Annotated in this window: 17 protein-coding genes and 1 pseudogene; 4 read left to right on the top strand and 14 right to left on the bottom strand. The window is 74.0% G+C overall.

Going from position 1 to position 17922, the window contains the following annotated elements; genetic code table 11:
- Positions 1–6: 6 nt before the first annotated feature.
- Positions 7–2013 carry a hypothetical protein gene (locus tag BLV05_RS18125; protein WP_046770562.1) on the top strand — a complete coding sequence of 669 codons (2007 nt, stop codon included), beginning with the start codon at positions 7–9 and terminating at the stop codon, positions 2011–2013.
- Positions 2014–2020: 7 nt separating this feature from the next.
- Here the strand turns inward: BLV05_RS18125 and BLV05_RS18120 are convergent, their stop codons facing one another.
- Positions 2021–2251 carry a hypothetical protein gene (locus BLV05_RS18120; protein ID WP_046770563.1) on the bottom strand — a complete coding sequence of 77 codons (231 nt, stop codon included), beginning with the start codon at positions 2249–2251 and terminating at the stop codon, positions 2021–2023.
- Between the two features lie 135 nt (positions 2252–2386).
- The gene (locus tag BLV05_RS18115; protein WP_152690900.1) at positions 2387–2671 is read right to left on the bottom strand and encodes a hypothetical protein; all 285 of its coding nucleotides are present in this window, start codon (positions 2669–2671) and stop codon (positions 2387–2389) included.
- A 28-nt stretch (positions 2672–2699) separates the two neighbouring features.
- Here BLV05_RS18115 and BLV05_RS18110 point away from each other — a divergent pair, with 28 nt between their 5' ends.
- Positions 2700–3122 (top strand): MmcQ/YjbR family DNA-binding protein, encoded by a 423-nt coding sequence (locus tag BLV05_RS18110; RefSeq protein WP_046770565.1) that lies wholly within the window; start codon positions 2700–2702, stop codon positions 3120–3122.
- Positions 3106–3846 carry a class I SAM-dependent methyltransferase gene (locus tag BLV05_RS18105; RefSeq protein ID WP_052762756.1) on the top strand — a complete coding sequence of 247 codons (741 nt, stop codon included), beginning with the start codon at positions 3106–3108 and terminating at the stop codon, positions 3844–3846. Before BLV05_RS18110 ends, BLV05_RS18105 begins: the two co-directional genes overlap by 17 nt.
- Before the next feature lie 59 nt (positions 3847–3905).
- On the opposite strand, the gene BLV05_RS35870 is transcribed toward BLV05_RS18105, so the two are convergent.
- From BLV05_RS35870 to argC, 9 genes and pseudogenes are all read right to left on the bottom strand, one after another.
- A complete protein-coding gene (locus BLV05_RS35870; RefSeq protein WP_157524269.1) occupies positions 3906–4073 on the bottom strand; it encodes a hypothetical protein in 168 nt (55 codons plus the stop codon).
- 259 nt (positions 4074–4332) lie between these two features.
- Positions 4333–4835: pseudogene (locus tag BLV05_RS18100) on the bottom strand (O-acetyl-ADP-ribose deacetylase).
- Between the two features lie 18 nt (positions 4836–4853).
- Entirely contained in the window at positions 4854–6287 is a 1434-nt protein-coding gene (argH, locus tag BLV05_RS18095; protein WP_046770567.1) for an argininosuccinate lyase, read from the bottom strand.
- The gene (locus BLV05_RS18090; protein WP_082155497.1) at positions 6284–6796 is read right to left on the bottom strand and encodes an arginine repressor; all 513 of its coding nucleotides are present in this window, start codon (positions 6794–6796) and stop codon (positions 6284–6286) included. The genes argH and BLV05_RS18090 overlap by 4 nt, the downstream gene beginning before the upstream one ends.
- Positions 6793–7725 (bottom strand): ornithine carbamoyltransferase, encoded by a 933-nt coding sequence (argF, locus tag BLV05_RS18085; protein ID WP_046770568.1) that lies wholly within the window; start codon positions 7723–7725, stop codon positions 6793–6795. Before argF ends, BLV05_RS18090 begins: the two co-directional genes overlap by 4 nt.
- Complete coding sequence (locus tag BLV05_RS18080; protein ID WP_407717035.1) at positions 7722–8882, bottom strand: acetylornithine transaminase; 1161 nt, start codon at positions 8880–8882, stop codon at positions 7722–7724. Before BLV05_RS18080 ends, argF begins: the two co-directional genes overlap by 4 nt.
- Positions 8883–8992: 110 nt before the next feature.
- On the bottom strand, positions 8993–9967 hold the full coding sequence (argB, locus tag BLV05_RS18075) for an acetylglutamate kinase (RefSeq protein ID WP_082155499.1): 975 nt from the start codon (positions 9965–9967) through the stop codon (positions 8993–8995).
- Between the two features lie 26 nt (positions 9968–9993).
- A complete protein-coding gene (gene argJ, locus BLV05_RS18070; protein WP_046770570.1) occupies positions 9994–11154 on the bottom strand; it encodes a bifunctional glutamate N-acetyltransferase/amino-acid acetyltransferase ArgJ in 1161 nt (386 codons plus the stop codon).
- Positions 11151–12197, bottom strand: a complete 1047-nt coding sequence (argC, locus tag BLV05_RS18065; RefSeq protein WP_046770571.1) for an N-acetyl-gamma-glutamyl-phosphate reductase — start codon at positions 12195–12197, stop codon at positions 11151–11153. The genes argJ and argC overlap by 4 nt, the downstream gene beginning before the upstream one ends.
- Positions 12198–12296: 99 nt before the next feature.
- On the opposite strand from argC, the gene BLV05_RS18060 reads away from it, so the two are divergent.
- A complete protein-coding gene (locus BLV05_RS18060; RefSeq protein ID WP_046770684.1) occupies positions 12297–13238 on the top strand; it encodes a phosphotransferase in 942 nt (313 codons plus the stop codon).
- Between the two features lie 222 nt (positions 13239–13460).
- On the opposite strand, the gene BLV05_RS18055 is transcribed toward BLV05_RS18060, so the two are convergent.
- From BLV05_RS18055 to pheS, 3 genes are read right to left on the bottom strand one after another with little or no spacing between them, the layout of a single operon-like run.
- Positions 13461–14282, bottom strand: a complete 822-nt coding sequence (locus BLV05_RS18055; protein ID WP_046770572.1) for an SDR family NAD(P)-dependent oxidoreductase — start codon at positions 14280–14282, stop codon at positions 13461–13463.
- Positions 14279–16780, bottom strand: coding sequence for a phenylalanine--tRNA ligase subunit beta (gene pheT, locus BLV05_RS18050; protein ID WP_046770573.1), 2502 nt, complete (start codon positions 16778–16780; stop codon positions 14279–14281). Before pheT ends, BLV05_RS18055 begins: the two co-directional genes overlap by 4 nt.
- Positions 16780–17889 (bottom strand): phenylalanine--tRNA ligase subunit alpha, encoded by a 1110-nt coding sequence (gene pheS, locus BLV05_RS18045; RefSeq protein WP_046770574.1) that lies wholly within the window; start codon positions 17887–17889, stop codon positions 16780–16782. The genes pheT and pheS overlap by 1 nt, the downstream gene beginning before the upstream one ends.
- Between the last annotated feature and the right edge of the window lie 33 nt (positions 17890–17922).

Raw genomic sequence — 17922 nt, 5'->3', positions numbered from 1 at the left:
GCCGCGATGAGGCGGATCTCGTGGACGGCGGCCCTGGCCGCACTGGTGCTGGGCTCGAGCGGCCTGGTCGCCACGGCGGCGCCGCAGGCCGACCCCGCCGGCACCCTGGCCAACACCGCGCACCTGGACTTCCTGCTCGACCAGGCGTCCCCTGCCGGCGAGCCGGGGCACACGACGTACCGGCTGGCCGAGGAGCCGGCGCTGACGTTCCCGTGGACCTACGCCGACGCGCGGCCGGGCGGGGCGTTCGAGCGGATCGGCGGCGGGTCGCTGGACCCGGCGACGGGGCACTGGTCGCAGGGCGCCTACAACGCCGACGACGTGTCCCGCGCGGCCGTCGTCTACCTGCGTCATTGGCAGCAGACCGGGTCGCCGGCCAGCCGCGAGCACGCGTACGAGCTGCTGCGTTCGCTGGCCTACCTGCAGACGTCCAGCGGGCCGAACGCCGGCAACGTCGTGCTGTGGATCCAGCCCGACGGCACGCTGAACCCGAGCGCGGAGCCGGTGGAGCTGCCCGACCCGTCGGACTCCGGGCCGAGCTACTGGCTGGCGCGGACGATCTGGGCGTTCGGTGAGGGGTACGCGGCGTTCGCGTCGGAGGACCCGTCGTTCGCCGCCTTCCTGCAGGAGCGGCTCCGGCTGGCCGTCGACGCCGTCGACCGGCAGGTGCTGTCGTCGTACGGCGAGTACACCGTGGCCGACGGGCTGCGGGTGCCGTCGTGGCTGATCGTCGACGGCGCCGACGCGACGGCCGAGGCGGTGCTCGGGCTGTCGGCGTACGTCGGCGCCGCGCCGTCGGATTCCGGTGCCGCCGAGACGCTGCGCAAGCTGGCCGAGGGCGTCGCGGCGATGGGCGGCGGCGACCCGGACGCGTGGCCGTACGGCGCGATCCTGCCGTGGGCGCAGTCGCGGTCGATGTGGCACGCGTGGGGGTCGCAGATGCCGGCGTCGCTGGCCGCGGCGTCCGTCGCCCTGGACGCGCCGTCGCTGCTGCGTCCGGCCGTCGTCGACTCCGCCCGGTTCGTGCCGGTGCTGCTGACGGGCGGCGGGGCCGACAACGGCTGGCTGCCCACGCCGACCGAACGGGTGCAGATCGCCTACGGCGTCGACTCGCGGCTGCAGTCGCTGCTGGCCGTCGGCGCTGCGGCGGACCGGCCGGCGTTCGACGACCTGGCGGCGCTGACGGCGGCGTGGTACTTCGGCGCCAACCCGGCCGGCGAGCCGATGTACGACCCGGCGACCGGCGTGACGTTCGACGGCGTCGCGGCGGACGGGGCGATCAACCGGAACAGCGGCGCGGAGAGCACGATCCACGGGCAGCTGTCGATGCTCGCGCTGGACGCTCACACCGACGTGCGGGAGCGGGCGGCCGGGCTGACCTCGGTCACCGGCCGGGACGGGCTGCGGCTGGTCGAGGCCGAGGCGGCGACGTCGACGACCGGGACGGTGCGGGCGCCAACGGCCGCGTGGACCGGCGAGTCGCTGTGGAGCGGGTCGCTGCTGTCGCTGTCGGCCGGTCAGACCGCGACGTTCTCACTCGGGGCGGCGGAGGCACCGCGGCTGGTGGAGCCAGTGTCGTGGTTGCCGCTGGCGGGTTCCGCGACGGCGGCGCGAACGTCGTGGACCGTGGCTGACGGCCGGGCGCTGGGAACGCTGCGGCACGGCGTGGGTCCGCAGGGACTGACGGCGGTCCCGGGTGCGCTGCTGCCGTTGCCGCTGAACCGTGTCGTGCCGGCGGGTGCCTCGTCCGTGTCGGTGGCGGCGTCGCGCGGCGTGGTGGAGCTGGACGCGCTGCTCGTCCGGCCCGAGATCTCCCGCTTGACGCTGGCCGGAGCGGACGGTGCGGGGGCGGAGCTGCTGCACTCGGCCGCGTCGTCGCCCCGTCGGGTGTCCGTCGAGGGCCCGGGGACGGTGCGCGTGTACGACGGGTCCGGGCGCCTCCAGTCCTCGCGTGAGATAACCGCGCCGACGTCGATCACCCTGCGCCCGGGCGGCTTCGCGGTCGTGGGCTGAGGCGAAGTCAGAGGACGGCGCCCCGCGGCGCGATCTCGACGGCGGCCACACCTCGGGCGAACACCACCACGAGCCGGTCGCCGTGCCGGGCGCGGAGCACGCCGGAGTCCTGCGAGAGCGCCGCGATGGCGCGGTCGACGACCTCGTCCTCGCTGACGTCGACCTCGTCGATGGTGACGTCCATCTGCGCTCCGCCGACGAACCTGATCCGCAGGACCGCTGTCGTCGAGCCGACCATGAGTGCTCCTCGGCCGGGAGCCTGAATTGCTCCGCATCTCCACCCTACGCCCGGGTGCAGGCGCCCCATGATCATCAACCTAATGAGTGCTGTCCTGGCAGCGCAAAAGGTTGATGATCATGGGAGCTGCGTGCGTCAGCCGGCGGCTTCGGCTCGGATCGCGTCGGCCTCCATCCGCAGGTCGCGCCAGTCCGTCGTCCCCAGCCGGGCGGCGCGGACCAGTCCGGCGAGCTCGCCGCGGGAACAGACCAGCATGTCGTCGACCACCTGGTCCGACGGCGTGAGCTCGCCGTAGCAGTCGTGCCAGGCCAGCTCCGTCAGCTCCAGCAGGTCCAGCGCGACGTCCACCTGAGCCGGGCCCATCACCCGCTCGACCGCCGGCGCCCGGGCCGCGCGCCTGGCCGCTCGTCCCACTGCCATGGATCCTCCTCGCACTAGGCTGCCATCCATGGTGGACGACGGCGGGCGGCCGGCGACGGTCGCCGACGTGCACGAGCTGGCGCTGGCGATGCCGCACGTCACCGTCTACCCCGGCACCGAGCACAAGCCGGTCTACCAGGTCGGCGGCAAGTCGTTCGTGTTCTTCCGCAACCCGCGCCCGGACGCCGTCGACCCGGAGACGGGTGAGCGGTACGAGGACGTGATCGTGCTGTGGGTGGAGTCCGACGCGGAGAAGGAGGCGCTGGTGCAGGACCCGAGCACGCCGTACTTCACCACGCCGCACTTCGCCGGGCACCGGTCGGTGCTGGTGCGGGCCGGCCGGCTGGGGGAGCTGACCCGCGCCGAGCTGGCCGAGCAGGTCCAGGACGCCTGGCTGTCGCGCGCCTCGAAGACCCGGGCTGCTACCTGGCTGCGTGATCGTGGAGAGTAACCGCGCGGCGTGGGACGACGCGTCACTCAAGCATGTCCGCGAGTACGACGAGCTGCTGGCCGAGGCGCGCACGGCGACCCTGCTGCCGGCCGAGCTCGAGCTGCTCGGGCCGGTGCTGGCGACCTCGCCGGAGGTCGTGCACCTGCAGAGCGGCCAGGGCGTCGACGACGCCGCGCTGGTGCGGGCCGGCGCACGGTCCGTCGTCGCGGTGGACTTCAGCACGGTCGCCGTCGCGGCGGCGCAGCGGCGAGCCGTCGAGCTGGGCCTGCCCTGCCGGTACGTCGTCGGTGAGCTGCCGGGCGCGCCGCTGCGCGACGAGTGCGCCGACCTCGTCTACACCGGCAAGGGCGCGCTGATCTGGCTGCCCGACCTGCGCGCCTGGGCCCCCGACGTCGCCCGCCTGCTGCGTCCGGGCGGGTCGCTGTTCGTCTACGAGGCGCACCCGGCCGTGCCGCTGTGGGCGTGGGACGCGGACGAGCCGCGGATCCGGCCCGACCGCGGCTACTTCGAGCCCAGCCACGTCAACGACACCTTCCCCGCCCGCGGCGCGGTGGAACGTCAGGCGACGCTCGGCCAGATCGTCACCGCGGTGGTCGAGGCCGGGCTGCAGCTGCGCCACCTCGCCGAGTACCCTGACCCGTTCTGGCGCCCCGACGACGTCGACGCGGCCGCCTGGCGCGGCCGGCTCCCGAACGCCTTCTCCCTGCTCGCCGTCCGGCGCTGAGCCACGCACGAACGGGGCCGGCTCTCGCCAGCCCCGTCTCGCTCCCTGCGGCTCGTCGGCTACCTCAGCAGCGTGACGAACTGGTGCAAGGCGACACCCAAGATGGAGAACGCTCCCGCGATCACTGGCCACAGATCCCTCAGGATCTGGCCGATGACCTCGGTGTGCTGACGCAGCTGTCGAAGCCTGGCCAACACGGTGCGCTCGTCCCTGTCACTGTGGTTCACGTGCATCCTCTCTTTCGAGGGGCCACACAGTGAGCCGCTGTCACAGCCCGCCGGGTAGCCCATCTCTGGACTACTCCGGGGGTTCCCGATGTAGTTAGCCCTCCAGGATGACACCTGGTCAAGGCGTCGTCAACGGCGGTACTCTGGTTCTGGTCGGCGGAGGTGCTGTCACACCGATGATCCCGGCCGGACCCCGGCGCGCCTCTCATTCACTGTGGTTCCGCGCCGGGGTTTCTGCTGCCTGGGCGCGGTGCCGGCGTCAGTCGTCGAGGGCGGCGCTCAGCAGGTCGTAGGTGGCGCGGTCGAAGGCGACCAGCCGGATCAGCTCGACCTGCGTCGAAGCGGCACGGACGGTGCCGACGGCGATGCGGGCGGCCTGGTCGGGCGGGTACCCGACGATGCCGGTCGAGATGGCCGGGAACGCCACCGACCGGGCGCCCACCGAGTCCGCCACCTCGAGCGACCGCCGGTAGCACGACTCCAGCAGCGCCGCCTCGCCCGCCGCTCCCCCGCGCCAAACCGGGCCGACGGTGTGGATGACGTGGCGGACGGGCGGGTCGAGGTCGAACGCGGGCGTGGCGACGGCGGAGCCCGGCGGGCACGGTGCCAGCGCGGCCCCGGCGTCCGCAAGTCGCGGCCCCGCGGCCCGATGGATCGCGCCGTCGACGCCGCCACCGCCGCGCAGCGAGGAGTTGGCCGCGTTGACGATCGCGTCGACGTCCTCGCGGTGATGTCGCCCTGGACCACCTCGATCCGAGCCATGCCGCCGAGCCTAGGCCGTCAGACCCAGACGCGCCCGGCCCCGGCCGCGGCCCGCACGGCGGCGAGCTGCTCGCGCACCCGGTCCGGTGCCGTCCCGCCGCGCGCCGACCGCGACGCCAGCGACCCGGGCACCGACAGGACCGACCGCACCGACGGCGTCAACGACGGCGAGATCTCGGCGAGGTCGGCGTCGGACAGCTCCCACAGCTCCAGCCCGCGCGCCTCACACGCACGAACGCACGCCCCGGCGATCTCGTGCGCCGACCGGAACGGCACGCCCTCGCGGACCAGCCACTCCGCGACGTCCGTGGCCAGCGAGAACCCCTGCGGCGCCAGCTCCTCCAGCCGCGAAGCGTTGAACCGCAGCGTCGCCACCATGCCGGTGAACGCTGGCAGCAGCACGGTCAGTGTGTCGACGGAGTCGAAGACGGGTTCCTTGTCCTCCTGCAGGTCGCGGTTGTACGCGAGCGGCAGCGCCTTCAACGTCGTCAGCAGCCCCGAAAGGTTGCCCACCAGCCGGCCGGCCTTGCCGCGGGCCAGCTCGGCGATGTCGGGGTTCTTCTTCTGCGGCATGATCGACGACCCCGTCGACCAGGCGTCGTCGAGGGTGACGAAGGAGAACTCCTTGGTCGCCCACAGGATGACCTCTTCGGCGATGCGCGACACGTCGACGCCGATCATGGCGAGGACGAAAGCGGCCTCGGCCACGAAGTCGCGCGATGCCGTGCCGTCGATCGAGTTCTCGACCGACGTCGAGAACCCCAGCTCACGGGCGACGAACACCGGGTCCAGGCCCAGCGACGACCCCGCCAGCGCCCCCGACCCGTACGGCGACTCGTCCGTCCGCCGGTCCCAGTCGCGCAGCCGGTCGACGTCGCGCAGCAGCGCCCACGCGTGCGCCAGCAGGTGGTGCGACAGCAGGACGGGCTGGGCGTGCTGCAGGTGCGTCCGGCCCGGCATCGCGACGCCGAACTGGGCGTCGGCCTGCGCGACCAGCGCGTCCACGAGGTCCAGGACCAGCCCGGACACCGTCCGGGCCGACTCGCGCAGGTACATCCGGAACAGCGTCGCGACCTGGTCGTTGCGGGACCGCCCGGCCCGCAGCTTCCCGCCCAGCTCCGGCCCGACGCGGTCGATCAGCCCGCGCTCCAGCGCCGTGTGGACGTCCTCGTCGCCGGGCGCGGGGACGAACTCGCCGGACGTGACGTCGGCGGCCAGCCGGTCCAACCCTTCGAGCATGGCCGCCAGCTCGTCCGACGTCAGCAGGCCGGCCTGGTGCAGGACCGCGGCGTGCGCCTTCGACCCGGCGATGTCGTGGGGTGCCAGGCGCCAGTCGAAGTGCGTCGACTTCGACAGCGCCGCCAGCGCCTCCGACGGACCTCCCTCGAACCGGCCGCCCCACAGTGCACTGCTGCTCACTCGTCCTCCGGAGCTCGAATCGTTCGGTGTCATGACGACGGCGGGACGTTGCCCTCGGCCAGCGCGAGGAACCACGCGGCGACCTCCGCGCCGCCCGACGGGTCGGTCGAGATGACGAGGACGGTGTCGTCGCCGGCGATGGTGCCCAGGATGTCCCCGCGCGACGCGTGGTCGATCGCCGATGCCAGGTACTGCGCGGCCCCCGGTGGGGTCCGCAGCACCACCAGGTTGGCCGACGACCGCGCCGAGATCAGGATCTCCTCGCACACCCGGATCAGCCGGGCGTCGACGGCGGACTTCGACGCGGCCAGCGGCCGGGAGTCGCCGCCCTCGCCGGGCAGCGCGTAGACCAGCCAGCCGTCGGGGTTGCGGATCTTCATCGCGCCCAGCTCGTCGAGGTCGCGCGACAGCGTCCCCTGGGTGACCTCGATGCCGCCTTCGGCCAGCCGCTCGGCCAGCTCCGTCTGCGACCGGACCGGCGTCTGCGCCAGGATCTCGGCGATGCGGCCGTGCCGGGCCGCGCGCGTGGCCGGCTGCGTCATGCCGTCGCCTCCTGAGCGAGCAGCCAGGTCAGCAGCGCCTTCTGCGCGTGCAGCCGATTCTCGGCCTCGTCCCACACGGCGCTGGCCGGGCCGTCGATGACGTCGGCGGCGATCTCCTTGCCGCGGTAGGCGGGCAGGCAGTGCAGCACGACGGGGTCCCGCGCGGCCGCCTTCACCGCGTCCGACGTCAGCGCGAACGGCACGAACGGCGCCTCGCGGTCGGCCGCCTCACCCTCCTGGCCCATCGACACCCACGTGTCGGTGGCCAGCACGTCGGCGCCGGCGAACCCGTCGGCGGCGTCGGTGACGTGCGCGACCGACCCGCCGGTCCGCGCCGCGACGGCCGCCGCCCGCTCCAGCACGGCGGCCGACGGCGCGTACCCGGCCGGCGACGCGACCCGCACGTGCATGCCGACGGTCGCGCCGGCCAGCAGGTACGAGTGCGCCATGTTGTTCGCGCCGTCGCCGGCATAGGTCAGCGTCAGCCCGGCCAGCGTGCCCTTGCGCTCGCGCACGGTCTGCAGGTCGGCCAGCAGCTGGCAGGGGTGGTACTCGTCGGTGAGCGCGTTGACGACGGGAACGGCGGACGCCGCGGCCATGTCGTCGAGGCGCTGTTGCTCAAACGTCCGCCAGACGATCGCGGCGCACTGGCGGTCCAGCACCCGCGCGGTGTCGGCGATCGGCTCGCCGCGGCCCAGCTGCGACGTCTGCGCATCGATGACCAGCGGATACCCGCCCAGCTCGGCGATGCCGACGCTGAACGAGACGCGCGTGCGGGTGGACGGCTTGTCGAAGATCACGGCGACCGCGCGCGGGCCGTCCAGCGGCCGGTAGGCGAACCGGTCCGCCTTGAGCTCGGCGGCCATGTCGAGCACCTGCAGGTACTCGGCCGGCGACAGGTCGTCGTCGCGGAGGAAATGCCGGGTCATCGGGTCTCCTTCGGGGCGGTCCCGACGGCGTCCAGCACCGCCGGGAGCGCCGCCAGGAACTCGTCGGCCTGCGCGATGTCGAGGATCAGGGGCGGCGCGAGCCGGATCGTATCGGGGTTGACGGCGTTGACGATGAACCCCGCGCCGAGCGCCTCGGCCGCGACGGCGGCCGCGATGGGCGCTGCCAACTCGACGCCCAGCAGCAGGCCACGCCCCCGCACTCCGCGCACCAGCGGGTGGCCCAGCGCCAGCACCTCGGCGCGCAGGTGGGCGCCGACGGTGCGGACGTGCTCCAGCAGCCCGTCGCGCTCGACGGCGTGCAGGACGGCGAGCCCGGCGGCGGCCGCGACCGGGTTGCCGCCGAACGTCGTGCCGTGCGCGCCGGGTCCGAGCAGGTCGGCGGCCCGGCCGAGGCCGATGCAGGCGCCGATCGGGAAGCCGCCGCCGAGACCCTTCGCGACGGTGACGACGTCGGGCACGATCCCCTCGACGGTGTGCGCGAACCAGTCGCCACAGCGGCCGATGCCGGTCTGGATCTCGTCGACGGCCAGCAGCGCGCCGGCCCGCTCGGTGATCTCGCGGGCGGCCGCCAGGTAGCCGGCCGGGGCCGGGACGACGCCGCCCTCGCCCTGCACGGGCTCGAGGAAGACCGCCGCGGTGTCGCCGTCGACGGCCACTGCGAGCGCCTCGGCGTCGCCGTACGGCAGGAACGTCACGCCGCCGGGCAGCGGCTCGAACGGCTCGCGGATGGCCGGCTTGCCGGTCAGCGCCAGCGCGCCCATCGTCCGGCCGTGGAAGCCGCCCTCGGCGGCGACGACGTTCGGCCGGCCGGTCCGCCGGGCGATCTTGAACGCCGCCTCGTTCGCCTCGGTGCCGGAGTTGGTGAAGAACACCCGGCCCGCGCCGGCAGGCACGTCGAGCAGGCCCAGCAGCCGTTCGGCCAGCGCGATCTGCGGCGCGGTGGCGAAGAAGTTCGACACGTGCCCCAGCGTCGCCAGCTGCGCCGTGATGGCCGACACCAGCAGCGGGTGCGCGTGCCCCAGCGAGTTCACGGCCAGCCCGCCGAGCAGGTCGAGGTAGCGCCGTCCGTCGGCGTCCCACACGTAGCAGCCCTCACCGCGGACGAGCACGCGCTGCGGGCTGCCGAACGTGTTCATCAGCGACTGGCGGTAGCGCGCGGTCCAGGCGGCGTTGTTACTGGCGGCCAGCGCGTCCTCGTCGAGCCCGAGCAGCTGTACCAGCTGGCCGGATGCCTCGGCTTGATACGTCATGACGGGATCACCATCGTTCCCACACCTTCGTCGGTGAACACTTCCAGCAGCAGCGAGTTCGGGACCCGGCCGTCGATGATCGTCGCCTCGGGCACGCCGCCCTCGACCGCGCGCAGGCACGCCTGCATCTTCGGGATCATGCCCGCCGACAGCGACGGCAGCAGCGTCGTCAGCTCGGCGGCGGTGATCTCCTGGACGATGTCGGTGTCGGCCGGGTAGTTGCGGTACAGCCCTTCCACGTCGGTCAGCACGACCAGCTTCTCCGCGCCCAGCTCGACGGCGAGCGCGGCGGCGGCGGTGTCGGCGTTGACGTTGTGTACGACGCCCTCGGCGTCCGGTGCGACAGACGAGACCACCGGGATGCGCCCGGCGTCGATGAGATCGAGAACCGCGCCGGCGTCGACCTTGGCCACGTCGCCGACCAGCCCGATGTCGACCTGCACGCCGTCGACGACGGCCGACCGGCGCCGCGCGGTGAACAGGCCGGCGTCCTCGCCGGACAGCCCGACCGCCAGCGGCCCGTGGCTGTTCATCAGCCCGACGATCTCGCGGCCGACCTGGCCGACCAGCACCATGCGGACGACGTCCATCGCCTCGGGCGTGGTGACCCGCAGGCCGCCGCGGAACTCGCTCTCGATGCCGAGACGGTCGAGCATCGAGGTGATCTGCGGCCCCCCGCCGTGCACGACGACCGGCTTCAGCCCGGCCAGCCGGAGGAAGACGATGTCGTCGGCGAACGCCCGCTTGAGGTCGTCGTCGATCATCGCGTTCCCGCCGTACTTCACCACGACGATCTTGCCGTGGAACCGCTTCAGCCAGGGCAGCGCCTCGACCAGCACCCCGGCCTTCGCGAGCGCCCCGTTCGCCCCCTCCGAGCCAGGCAATACCGACGGGCGATGGGGGGCCGAAGGTCTCCCTGAGCCCTCGGTCCGGACCTGAGGTCGACCGGGGAGAGAGGATGATCGTTGCATGGCGCGGAGAATATTTGGTGTCGTCGTCATGTCGAGTACGCCGAGTTCTCGTGGACGTAGTCGTGCGTGAGGTCGCTGGTCAGGACCGTCGCCGTGGCCGGACCGGCGTTCAGCTCGACCAGCACGTGCACGTCGCGGCCGGACAGGTCGACCTCCGTCGACGGTGCGCCGAACTGCGTCCCGCCGGCGACGCAGACCTTGACGCCGTTCATCGTGATGTCGATCTTCTCCGGCTCGAACGCCGCCTGGGTCGTGCCGACGGCGGCCAGCACCCGGCCCCAGTTCGGGTCGTTGCCGAAGATCGCGGCCTTGAACAGGTTGCTGCGAGCGACGGCGCGGGCGACCTCGACGGCGTCGGCCTCGCTCGCCGCACCGGCGATCTCGATCGCGATGTCGTGGTGGGCGCCCTCGGCGTCGTGCCAGAGCTGCTCGGCGAGGTCGGCGCAGACGGCGCTGACCGCTGCGGTCAGCTGGTCGAGCGTGGGCTGCACGCCGGACGCGCCGCTGGCCAGCAGCGCGACGGTGTCGTTGGTGGACATGCAGCCGTCGGTGTCGAGCCGGTCGAACGTCGTCCTCGTCGCCGCGCGCAGTGCCTGGTCGAGCGTGGCCGCGTCGGCGACGGCGTCGGTGGTGACGACGACCAGCATGGTGGCCAGCGCGGGGGCGAGCATGCCCGCGCCCTTGGCCATGCCCCCGACCACCCAGCCATCGGCGCTGGTGACGAGGGCTTCCTTGCGGACGGTGTCGGTGGTCATGATGGCGGTGGCCGCGGCCGGGCCGCCGTCGGGCGACAGCTCGGTGTGGGCGGCGCGGATGCCGGCCTCGAGCAGCGGCCGGTCCAGCGGCTGGCCGATCAGGCCGGTGGAGCAGACGGCGACGTCGAAGGCCTGGCCGCCGGTCAGCTCGGCGACCAGCTCGGCGCTGGCGTGCGTCGTCTGGAACCCCTCGGGGCCGTTGTAGCAGTTGGCGCCGCCGGAGTTGAGGACGACCGCGGACAACTGCCCGTCGGCGATGGTCCGCTCGCTCCACAGCACCGGGTTCGCCTTGCACCGGTTCGACGTGAACACGGCGGCGGCGGCGTGCTGCGGGCCGTCGTTGACGACCAGCGCGACGTCGGGCTTGCCGCTGGGCTTCAGTCCGGCGGCGACGCCGGCGGCCCGGAAGCCGGCCGCTGCGGTGACGCTCACGGCGCCACCCCCGTCGTCGGCAGGCCGAGCGTCTCGGGGAGCCCGAGCGCAAGGTTGGCCGACTGGATCGCCGCGCCCGCGGTGCCCTTGGTGAGGTTGTCGATGGCGGCGATCGCGACCACCCGGCCGGCCGCCTCGTCGACCGTCACCTGGACGTGCGCGGTGTTGGCCCCGAGGACGGCGGCCGTGGTGGGCCACTGCCCCTCCGGCAGCAGGTGGACGAACGGCTCGTCGGCGTAGGCCGCCTCCCATGCGGCCCGCACGCTGCCGCCGTCACCGTCACCCGTCAGTTTGGCCGTCACCGTGGCGAGGATGCCGCGGCTCATCGGCACCAGGGTCGGGGTGAACGAGAGGGTGACCGGCCGGCCACCCGCGAGCTGCAGGTTCTGCTGGATCTCCGGGACGTGCCGGTGCACGCCGCCTACGGCGTACGGGCTGGCCGCGCCCATGATCTCGCTGGCCAGCAGGTGCGGCTTCAGCGACGTGCCGGCGCCGGACGTGCCGCACGCGAGCACCGCGACGATGTCGTCGGGCGCGACGACGCCGGCGGCCAGGCCGGGCGCCAGCGCGAGCGTCACCGCGGTGACGTTGCAGCCGGGGACGGCGATGCGGGTGGCGCCCGGGAGCGCGTCGCGCTGCTTGTGCCCGTCGGCGTGGACGAGTTCCGGGAGGCCGTAGGGCCAGCTGCCGGCGTGCTCGGTGCCGTAGAACTTCTGCCAGTCGGCGGCGTCGGTGAGGCGGTGGTCCGCGCCGCAGTCGAGCACCAGGACGTCGTCCGGCAGTTGTGCGGCGATGTCGGCCGACGCGCCGTGCGGCAGCGCCAGGATCACCACGTCGTGCCCGGCCAGCGCCTGCGCCGTCGTCGGTTCCAGAATCCGGTCGGCCAGCTCGATCAGCTGCGGGTGATGCGCGATCAGGCGGTCGCCCGCCTTCGAGTGCGCCGTCACCGTCCCCACGCCGAGTTCGGGGTGCGCGAGCAGCAGGCGCAGCAGCTCGCCGCCCGCATAGCCGCTCGCTCCCGCGATCGCCACAGTCGCTCCCATGCGAATGAGTATGCAGAGTTCCGCAATTTCATGCAACGTGGCGGTGATCACCCGGAAATTCGCGTGCGCGGCATCGCCGAGGTCGGCGAGCATGGGGCGATGCCACCCGTCACCGCGTCCGGAGTCCGCGCGACCTGGGAGTCGCTGCCCGCGGCCGTCCGCGCCGGCGTCGAGGACCTGCTCGGCTCGCCGGTCGTGGCCGCCGTCAACCAGTCCGGTGGCTTCTCCCCCGGCCTGGCCGCGCGCGTGCGCTGCGCCGACGGTGGCCGGGCGTTCGTCAAGGCGGTCGGCACGCCGCTCAACCCGGAGTCGCCGGGCATCCACCGGCGCGAGGCGGACGTCACGGCGGCGCTGCCCGCGACGGCGCCGGTGCCGCGGCTGCGTGGCTCCTACGACGACGGCGACTGGGTCGCGCTGGTCTTCGACGAGGTCGACGGGCGGATGCCGCACGAGCCGTGGCGGCCGGACGAGCTGCGACTGGTGGTCGACGGCGTGACGAAGCTGTCGCGGTCGCTGACGCCGTGCCCGGTGCCGTCGCCGCGCCTCGCGCGCGACGAGCTGCGCGAACCGATGCTGTGCTACCGGTCGCTCGCCGCCGACCCGCCGGCCGACCTCGACCCGTGGGAGCGCCGGCACCTGAACCGGCTGGCCGACCTGGCCGCGTCGGCGCTGGACGTGGTCGACGGCGACACGCTCGTGCACTACGACCTGCGGGCCGACAACGTGCTGCTGGACGGGTCGCGGGTGTGGTTCGTGGACTGGCCGTGGGCGTTCCGCGGCGCCGTGTGGATCGACTCGCTGATGTTGCTGAAGAACGCCGCCTTCCACGGCCACGACCCGGAGCCCTACCTCGACGGCCATCCACTGCTCGGCGGCGTCGACCCGTGGCACGTGACGGCAGCGCTGGCCGGGCTCGCGGGATTCTTCGGCGCGAACGGCCGCCGGCCGGCGCCGCCCGGGCTGCCGACGATCCGCGAGTTCCAGCTGGCCCAGCACGCCACGACGCTGGCCTGGGTGCGCCGCCGCACCGGCTGGGCGTGAGCCTGCGCGTCACCGCGGGGCGACGAGCGTTGGGTGGGGGATCCAGATCGCCCCAGCAGCACTGATCCCTCGCCCATCCTGGGCGCGGGCTGCCTCACTCATCGGCTGGTCGCGCGTCGCGAGCCTTTGCAATGAGCACCTATACGCACCACCCGCGGAGTGGTGCGTATAGGTGCTCATTGCAAAAGGGCCTGGCAACCCGTTCCGAACAGCAGAGATCTGTCAGCCGAGCGGGTCGTCCGGGCCGGCGGTGGGGAGGCGGAGGACGCGGGCGTCGTGGGCGAGGATCTGGTCGCGCAGCGCCAGCAGCGACTCCGGTGTGTCGGTGCCGGCCCGGAAGAACCGGCCGGTCAGGTCGTCGAGCGTGCCGGCGCCGATGGCCGCGACCAGCTCGACGGCGCGCTCCGGCGGTGTCCAGCCGGTGTAGCCGGCGTGCACCGGCATCGACGTCGACATCACGGTGCGGACGGTGCCGGGCGCGAGGTCGAAGGCGCGCACGCCGGCGTCACCGTACTGCGCGGCCAGCTGGGCGGTGAACCGGGCCAGCGCGCCCTTCGAGATCGCGTAGCCGGTGTAGGCCGTCGTCGCCCGGTAGGCCATCCCGCTGCTGATGTTCACGACCCTGCCGCCGCCCGCCGCCAGCATCCTGGGCAGCACGGCGTGCGTGACCAGCAGCGGGCCGCGCAGGTTGACCTCGACGACCCGCCAGGTGTCGTCGACGTCGGTGCCGAGGAACGGCTCCTCGACCGGCTCGATCGCCCCGGCGTTGTTGACCAGCAGATCGACCGTGCCCAGCTCGGCCGCGACGGCGCCGACGGCGGCGGTGACGGCCTCGGCGTCGGTGACGTCGGCGGGGAACGTGACCGCGCCGGCCCCGGTGGCGCGGCACTCGGCGGCCACCTCGTCCAGTGCAGCGGCGTCGCGCGCCAGCAGGCCGACCGACACGCCGCGCTCCGCCAGCCCGACTGCGATCGCGCGGCCGATGCCCCGGCCGGCGCCGGTGACCAGCGCCGTCCGGGCCGCGGGCACTCCGGCGACGCTCATGCGCCGCGCAGGACCGCGCCGGTCCGCGCCGCCGCCTCGGCCACGGCGGCGTCGCGAGCGGCCGTCGTCTCCTCGACGGTGAGGGTGCGGTCGGGCGCGCGGAACCGCAGCGCGTAGGCCAGCGACTTCTTCCCCTCGCCGAGCTGCGCGCCGGTGAACACGTCGAACAGCCGCACCGACTCCAGCAGCTCGCCCGCCCCACGCCGCAGCGCGTCCTCGACGTCGGCGGCGGCCACCGACGCGTCGACGACGAGCGCGACGTCCTGGGTGGCGACCGGGAAGGTCGGCACCGACGGCGCCCGCACCGGCTCGTCGGCGACGTCGGCCAGGCCGCCCGGGAAGAACCGGTCGAGTTCCAGTTCCATCGCCGCCGTGCGCGACGGCAGGCCGAGCGCCGCGACGACCCGCGGGTGCAGCTCGCCGGCGTGCCCGACCAGGGTCTCGCCGACGTACAGGGCGGCGCAGCGACCCGGGTGCCAGGGCGTGTGCTCGTCGCGCTCGACCCGCAGCGCGACGCCGGCGGCCCGGGCGACGACCCGCGCGGCCTCGACGGCGTCGGCCCAGCTCGCCGGGCGGCCGGAGCCCCACCAGCCGGCCGGCTCGCGCTCGCCGGCCAGCGCGACGGCGACCCGGCGCGGCTGCGACGGCACGGCGGCCAGCAGCTCTGCCAGTTCGTCGTCGGTGGGCCGGCGGTCGACCGGCAGCCGCGGCGGAACCGGCAGCGGCCCCGGCGCCGGCCGGAACACCAGCCCGGCCTCGTACACGGCCACGTCGACGGCGCCCCGGCCGACGTTGCGCCGCAGCGTCGCCAGCAGGCCGGGCAGCAGCGTCGTGCGCAGCAGCGGCTGCTCCTCGGAGATCGGGTTGGCCAGCCGCAGCGCGACCCGTCGCGCGTCGTCGGCCGGGAAGCCGAGCGCGTCGAACTCGGCCTCGCCCACGAACGGGTACGACGGCGCCTCGACGTAGCCGGCCGCGGCCACGGCGCGCTCGACCCGGCGGCGCAGCCGCTGTGACGGCGTCACACCGCGCCCGGCCGGCGCGACCGGCAGCACTGAGGGCACCGCGTCGTAGCCGTGTAGCCGGGCCACCTCCTCGACCAGGTCGTACGGGTCGGTGAGGTCGGGCCGCCACGTCGGCGGGGTGACGGCGACGCGCTCGGCGCGTGCCGGCGAGACCACCGCGCCCACGGCCGTGAGCAGCGACGTCACCTCGTCCGCCGGGTAATCCACACCGGCGACCCGCGCCGGCAGGTCGACTGGGATCTCGATCGGCGACGGGGCCGGCACCGACCCGGCCACCGTCAGGCCGGGCTCCTGCACGCCGCCGCCGAGCGACACCAGGAGATCGACGACCCGCTGCGCCGCCACCGCGGGCAGCGCGGGGTCGACGCCGCGCTCGAACCGCTTGGACGCCTCGCTGGGCAGCTTGTGCCGGCGGGCGGTGCGGGCGATGCCGGTCGGCTCGAAGTGCGCGGCCTCCACGACGATCGCCGTCGTGGCGTCGCTGAGCTCCGTCGACCCGCCGCCCATGACTCCGGCCATACCGATCGGTCCGGAGTCGTCGGTGATCAGCAGGTCGTCGGGGTCGAGCGCGCGGACCGCGCCGTCGAGCGTCGTCAGCTTCTCCCCCGCCGCGGCGCGGCGGACCACGATCGGCCCCCGCAGCGCGTCGCGGTCGTAGCCGTGGATCGGCTGGCCCAGCTCGAGCATGACGTAGTTGGTGATGTCGACGGCCAGCGAGATCGGCCGCATGCCGGCCAGCTGGACCCGTCGCTGCAGCCAGCGCGGGCTCGGCGCGGCAGGGTCGACGCCGGTCACGGCGCGGGCGGCGAACACCGGGCAGCGCTCGGCGTCCTCGAGCCGTACCGGGTACCCGTCGTCGCCGGTCATGGCGACGTCGGTGCGCACCCCGGGGTCGGCGAACGGCACCCCGAACGCCGTCGCCGCCTCGCGGGCGACGCCGCGGATGGACAGGCAGTAGCCGCGGTCGGGCGTGACGGCGATGTCGAGGACGTCGTCGCGCAACCGCAGCAGCGAGATCGCGTCGTCGCCGGGCGCCGCCTCGTCCGGCTGCAGCACGAGGATGCCGGCGTGGTCGTCGCCGATGCCCAGCTCGCGGACCGAGCAGATCATGCCGTCGGACACGTGCCCGTAGGTCTTGCGCGCGGAGATCGCGAACCCGCCGGGCAGCACCGCGCCGGGCAGCGACACGACGACGAGGTCGTCGACCGCGAAGTTGTGCGCGCCGCAGACGATGCCGCGCGGCTCCGCCTCGCCGACGTCGACCGAGCACCAGCGGATGGTCTTGCCGTTCTTCTGCGGCTCGTCGGCGAACTGCAGCACCCGGCCGACGACCAGCGGGCCGACGAGGTCGGCGCCCGCCTCGTCGACGGTCTCGACCTCGAGGCCGGCGCGGATCAGCCGGGTCGCGACGTCGCGCGGGCTGACGTCGTCGGGCAGCGCCGCGTAGTCGCGCAGCCAGCTCAGGGGGACGCGCATCAGATCTCCATCCCGAAGGCCGCCGCGAACCGGACGTCGCCCTCGACCATGTCGCGCATGTCCTCGACGCCGTGGCGGAACATCAGCGTGCGCTCCAGGCCCATGCCGAACGCGAAGCCGGTGTACCGATCCGGGTCGATGCCGCAGGCGATCAGGACCCGCGGGTTGACCATGCCGCAGCCGCCCCACTCGATCCAGCCCTCGGACCCGCAGGTGCGGCACGGGTTGTCCGGGTCACCGACCGACGCGCCGCGGCAGACGAAGCACTGCAGATCCATCTCGGCGCTGGGCTCGGTGAACGGGAAGTACGACGGGCGCAGCCGCGTGGTGAGGCCGGCGCCGAACATCGACGACGCGAAGTGGTCGAGGGTGCCCTTGAGGTGCGCCATGGTCAGGCCCTCGTCGACGGCCAGGCCCTCGACCTGGCTGAACACCGGCGTGTGCGTGGCGTCGAGCTCGTCGGTGCGGAACGTGCGGCCCGGGCAGATGACGTAGATCGGCGGCGTGCGGCTGAGCATGGACCGCGCCTGCACCGGCGACGTGTGCGTGCGCAGCACCAGCCCGGAGTCCTCGTTCTCGACGAAGAAGGTGTCCTGCATGGTGCGCGCCGGGTGGTCGGGGCCGATGTTGAGCGCGTCGAAGTTCAGCCACTCGGCCTCGACCTCGGGGCCTTCGGCGACCTCCCAGCCCATCGCCACGAAGACGTCGGCCACCCGTTCCTGGATGGTGGTCAGCGGGTGCCGGGCGCCCTGCGGGGCGCGGTCCCACGGCAGCGTGACGTCGACGGCCTCCTCGACCAGCACGCGCTCGTCGCGCTCGGCCTCGAGCACGGCCTGCCGCTCGGCGAGGGCGGCGGCGACGTCGCGGCGCGCGGTGCCGACGCGCTGGCCGACCTCCTTGCGGGCCTGCGGCGGCAGCGCGCCGATCTCGCGGTTGGCCAGCGCCAGCGGCGACCGGTCGCCGGTGTGCGCGAGCCGGGCCTCCTTGAGCGCGTCGAGGTCGCCGGCCGCGGCGAACGCGGCCAGGGCGTCGGACACCATCTGCGCGACCTGGTCAGCGTCGAGCGGCGTCACCTGGACTGGGTCGTAATCGCTGTTGGGCGCGGACATGTTCCTCGTCTACTCACGCGGGGTTCGCAACCC

The sequence above is a fragment of the Jiangella alkaliphila genome (genome assembly GCF_900105925.1).
GTDB classification, from domain to species: Bacteria; Actinomycetota; Actinomycetes; order Jiangellales; family Jiangellaceae; genus Jiangella; species Jiangella alkaliphila.
The sequence above is the reverse complement of the archived record's forward strand: the minus strand, read 5'-3'. Positions and strand labels throughout refer to the sequence as shown.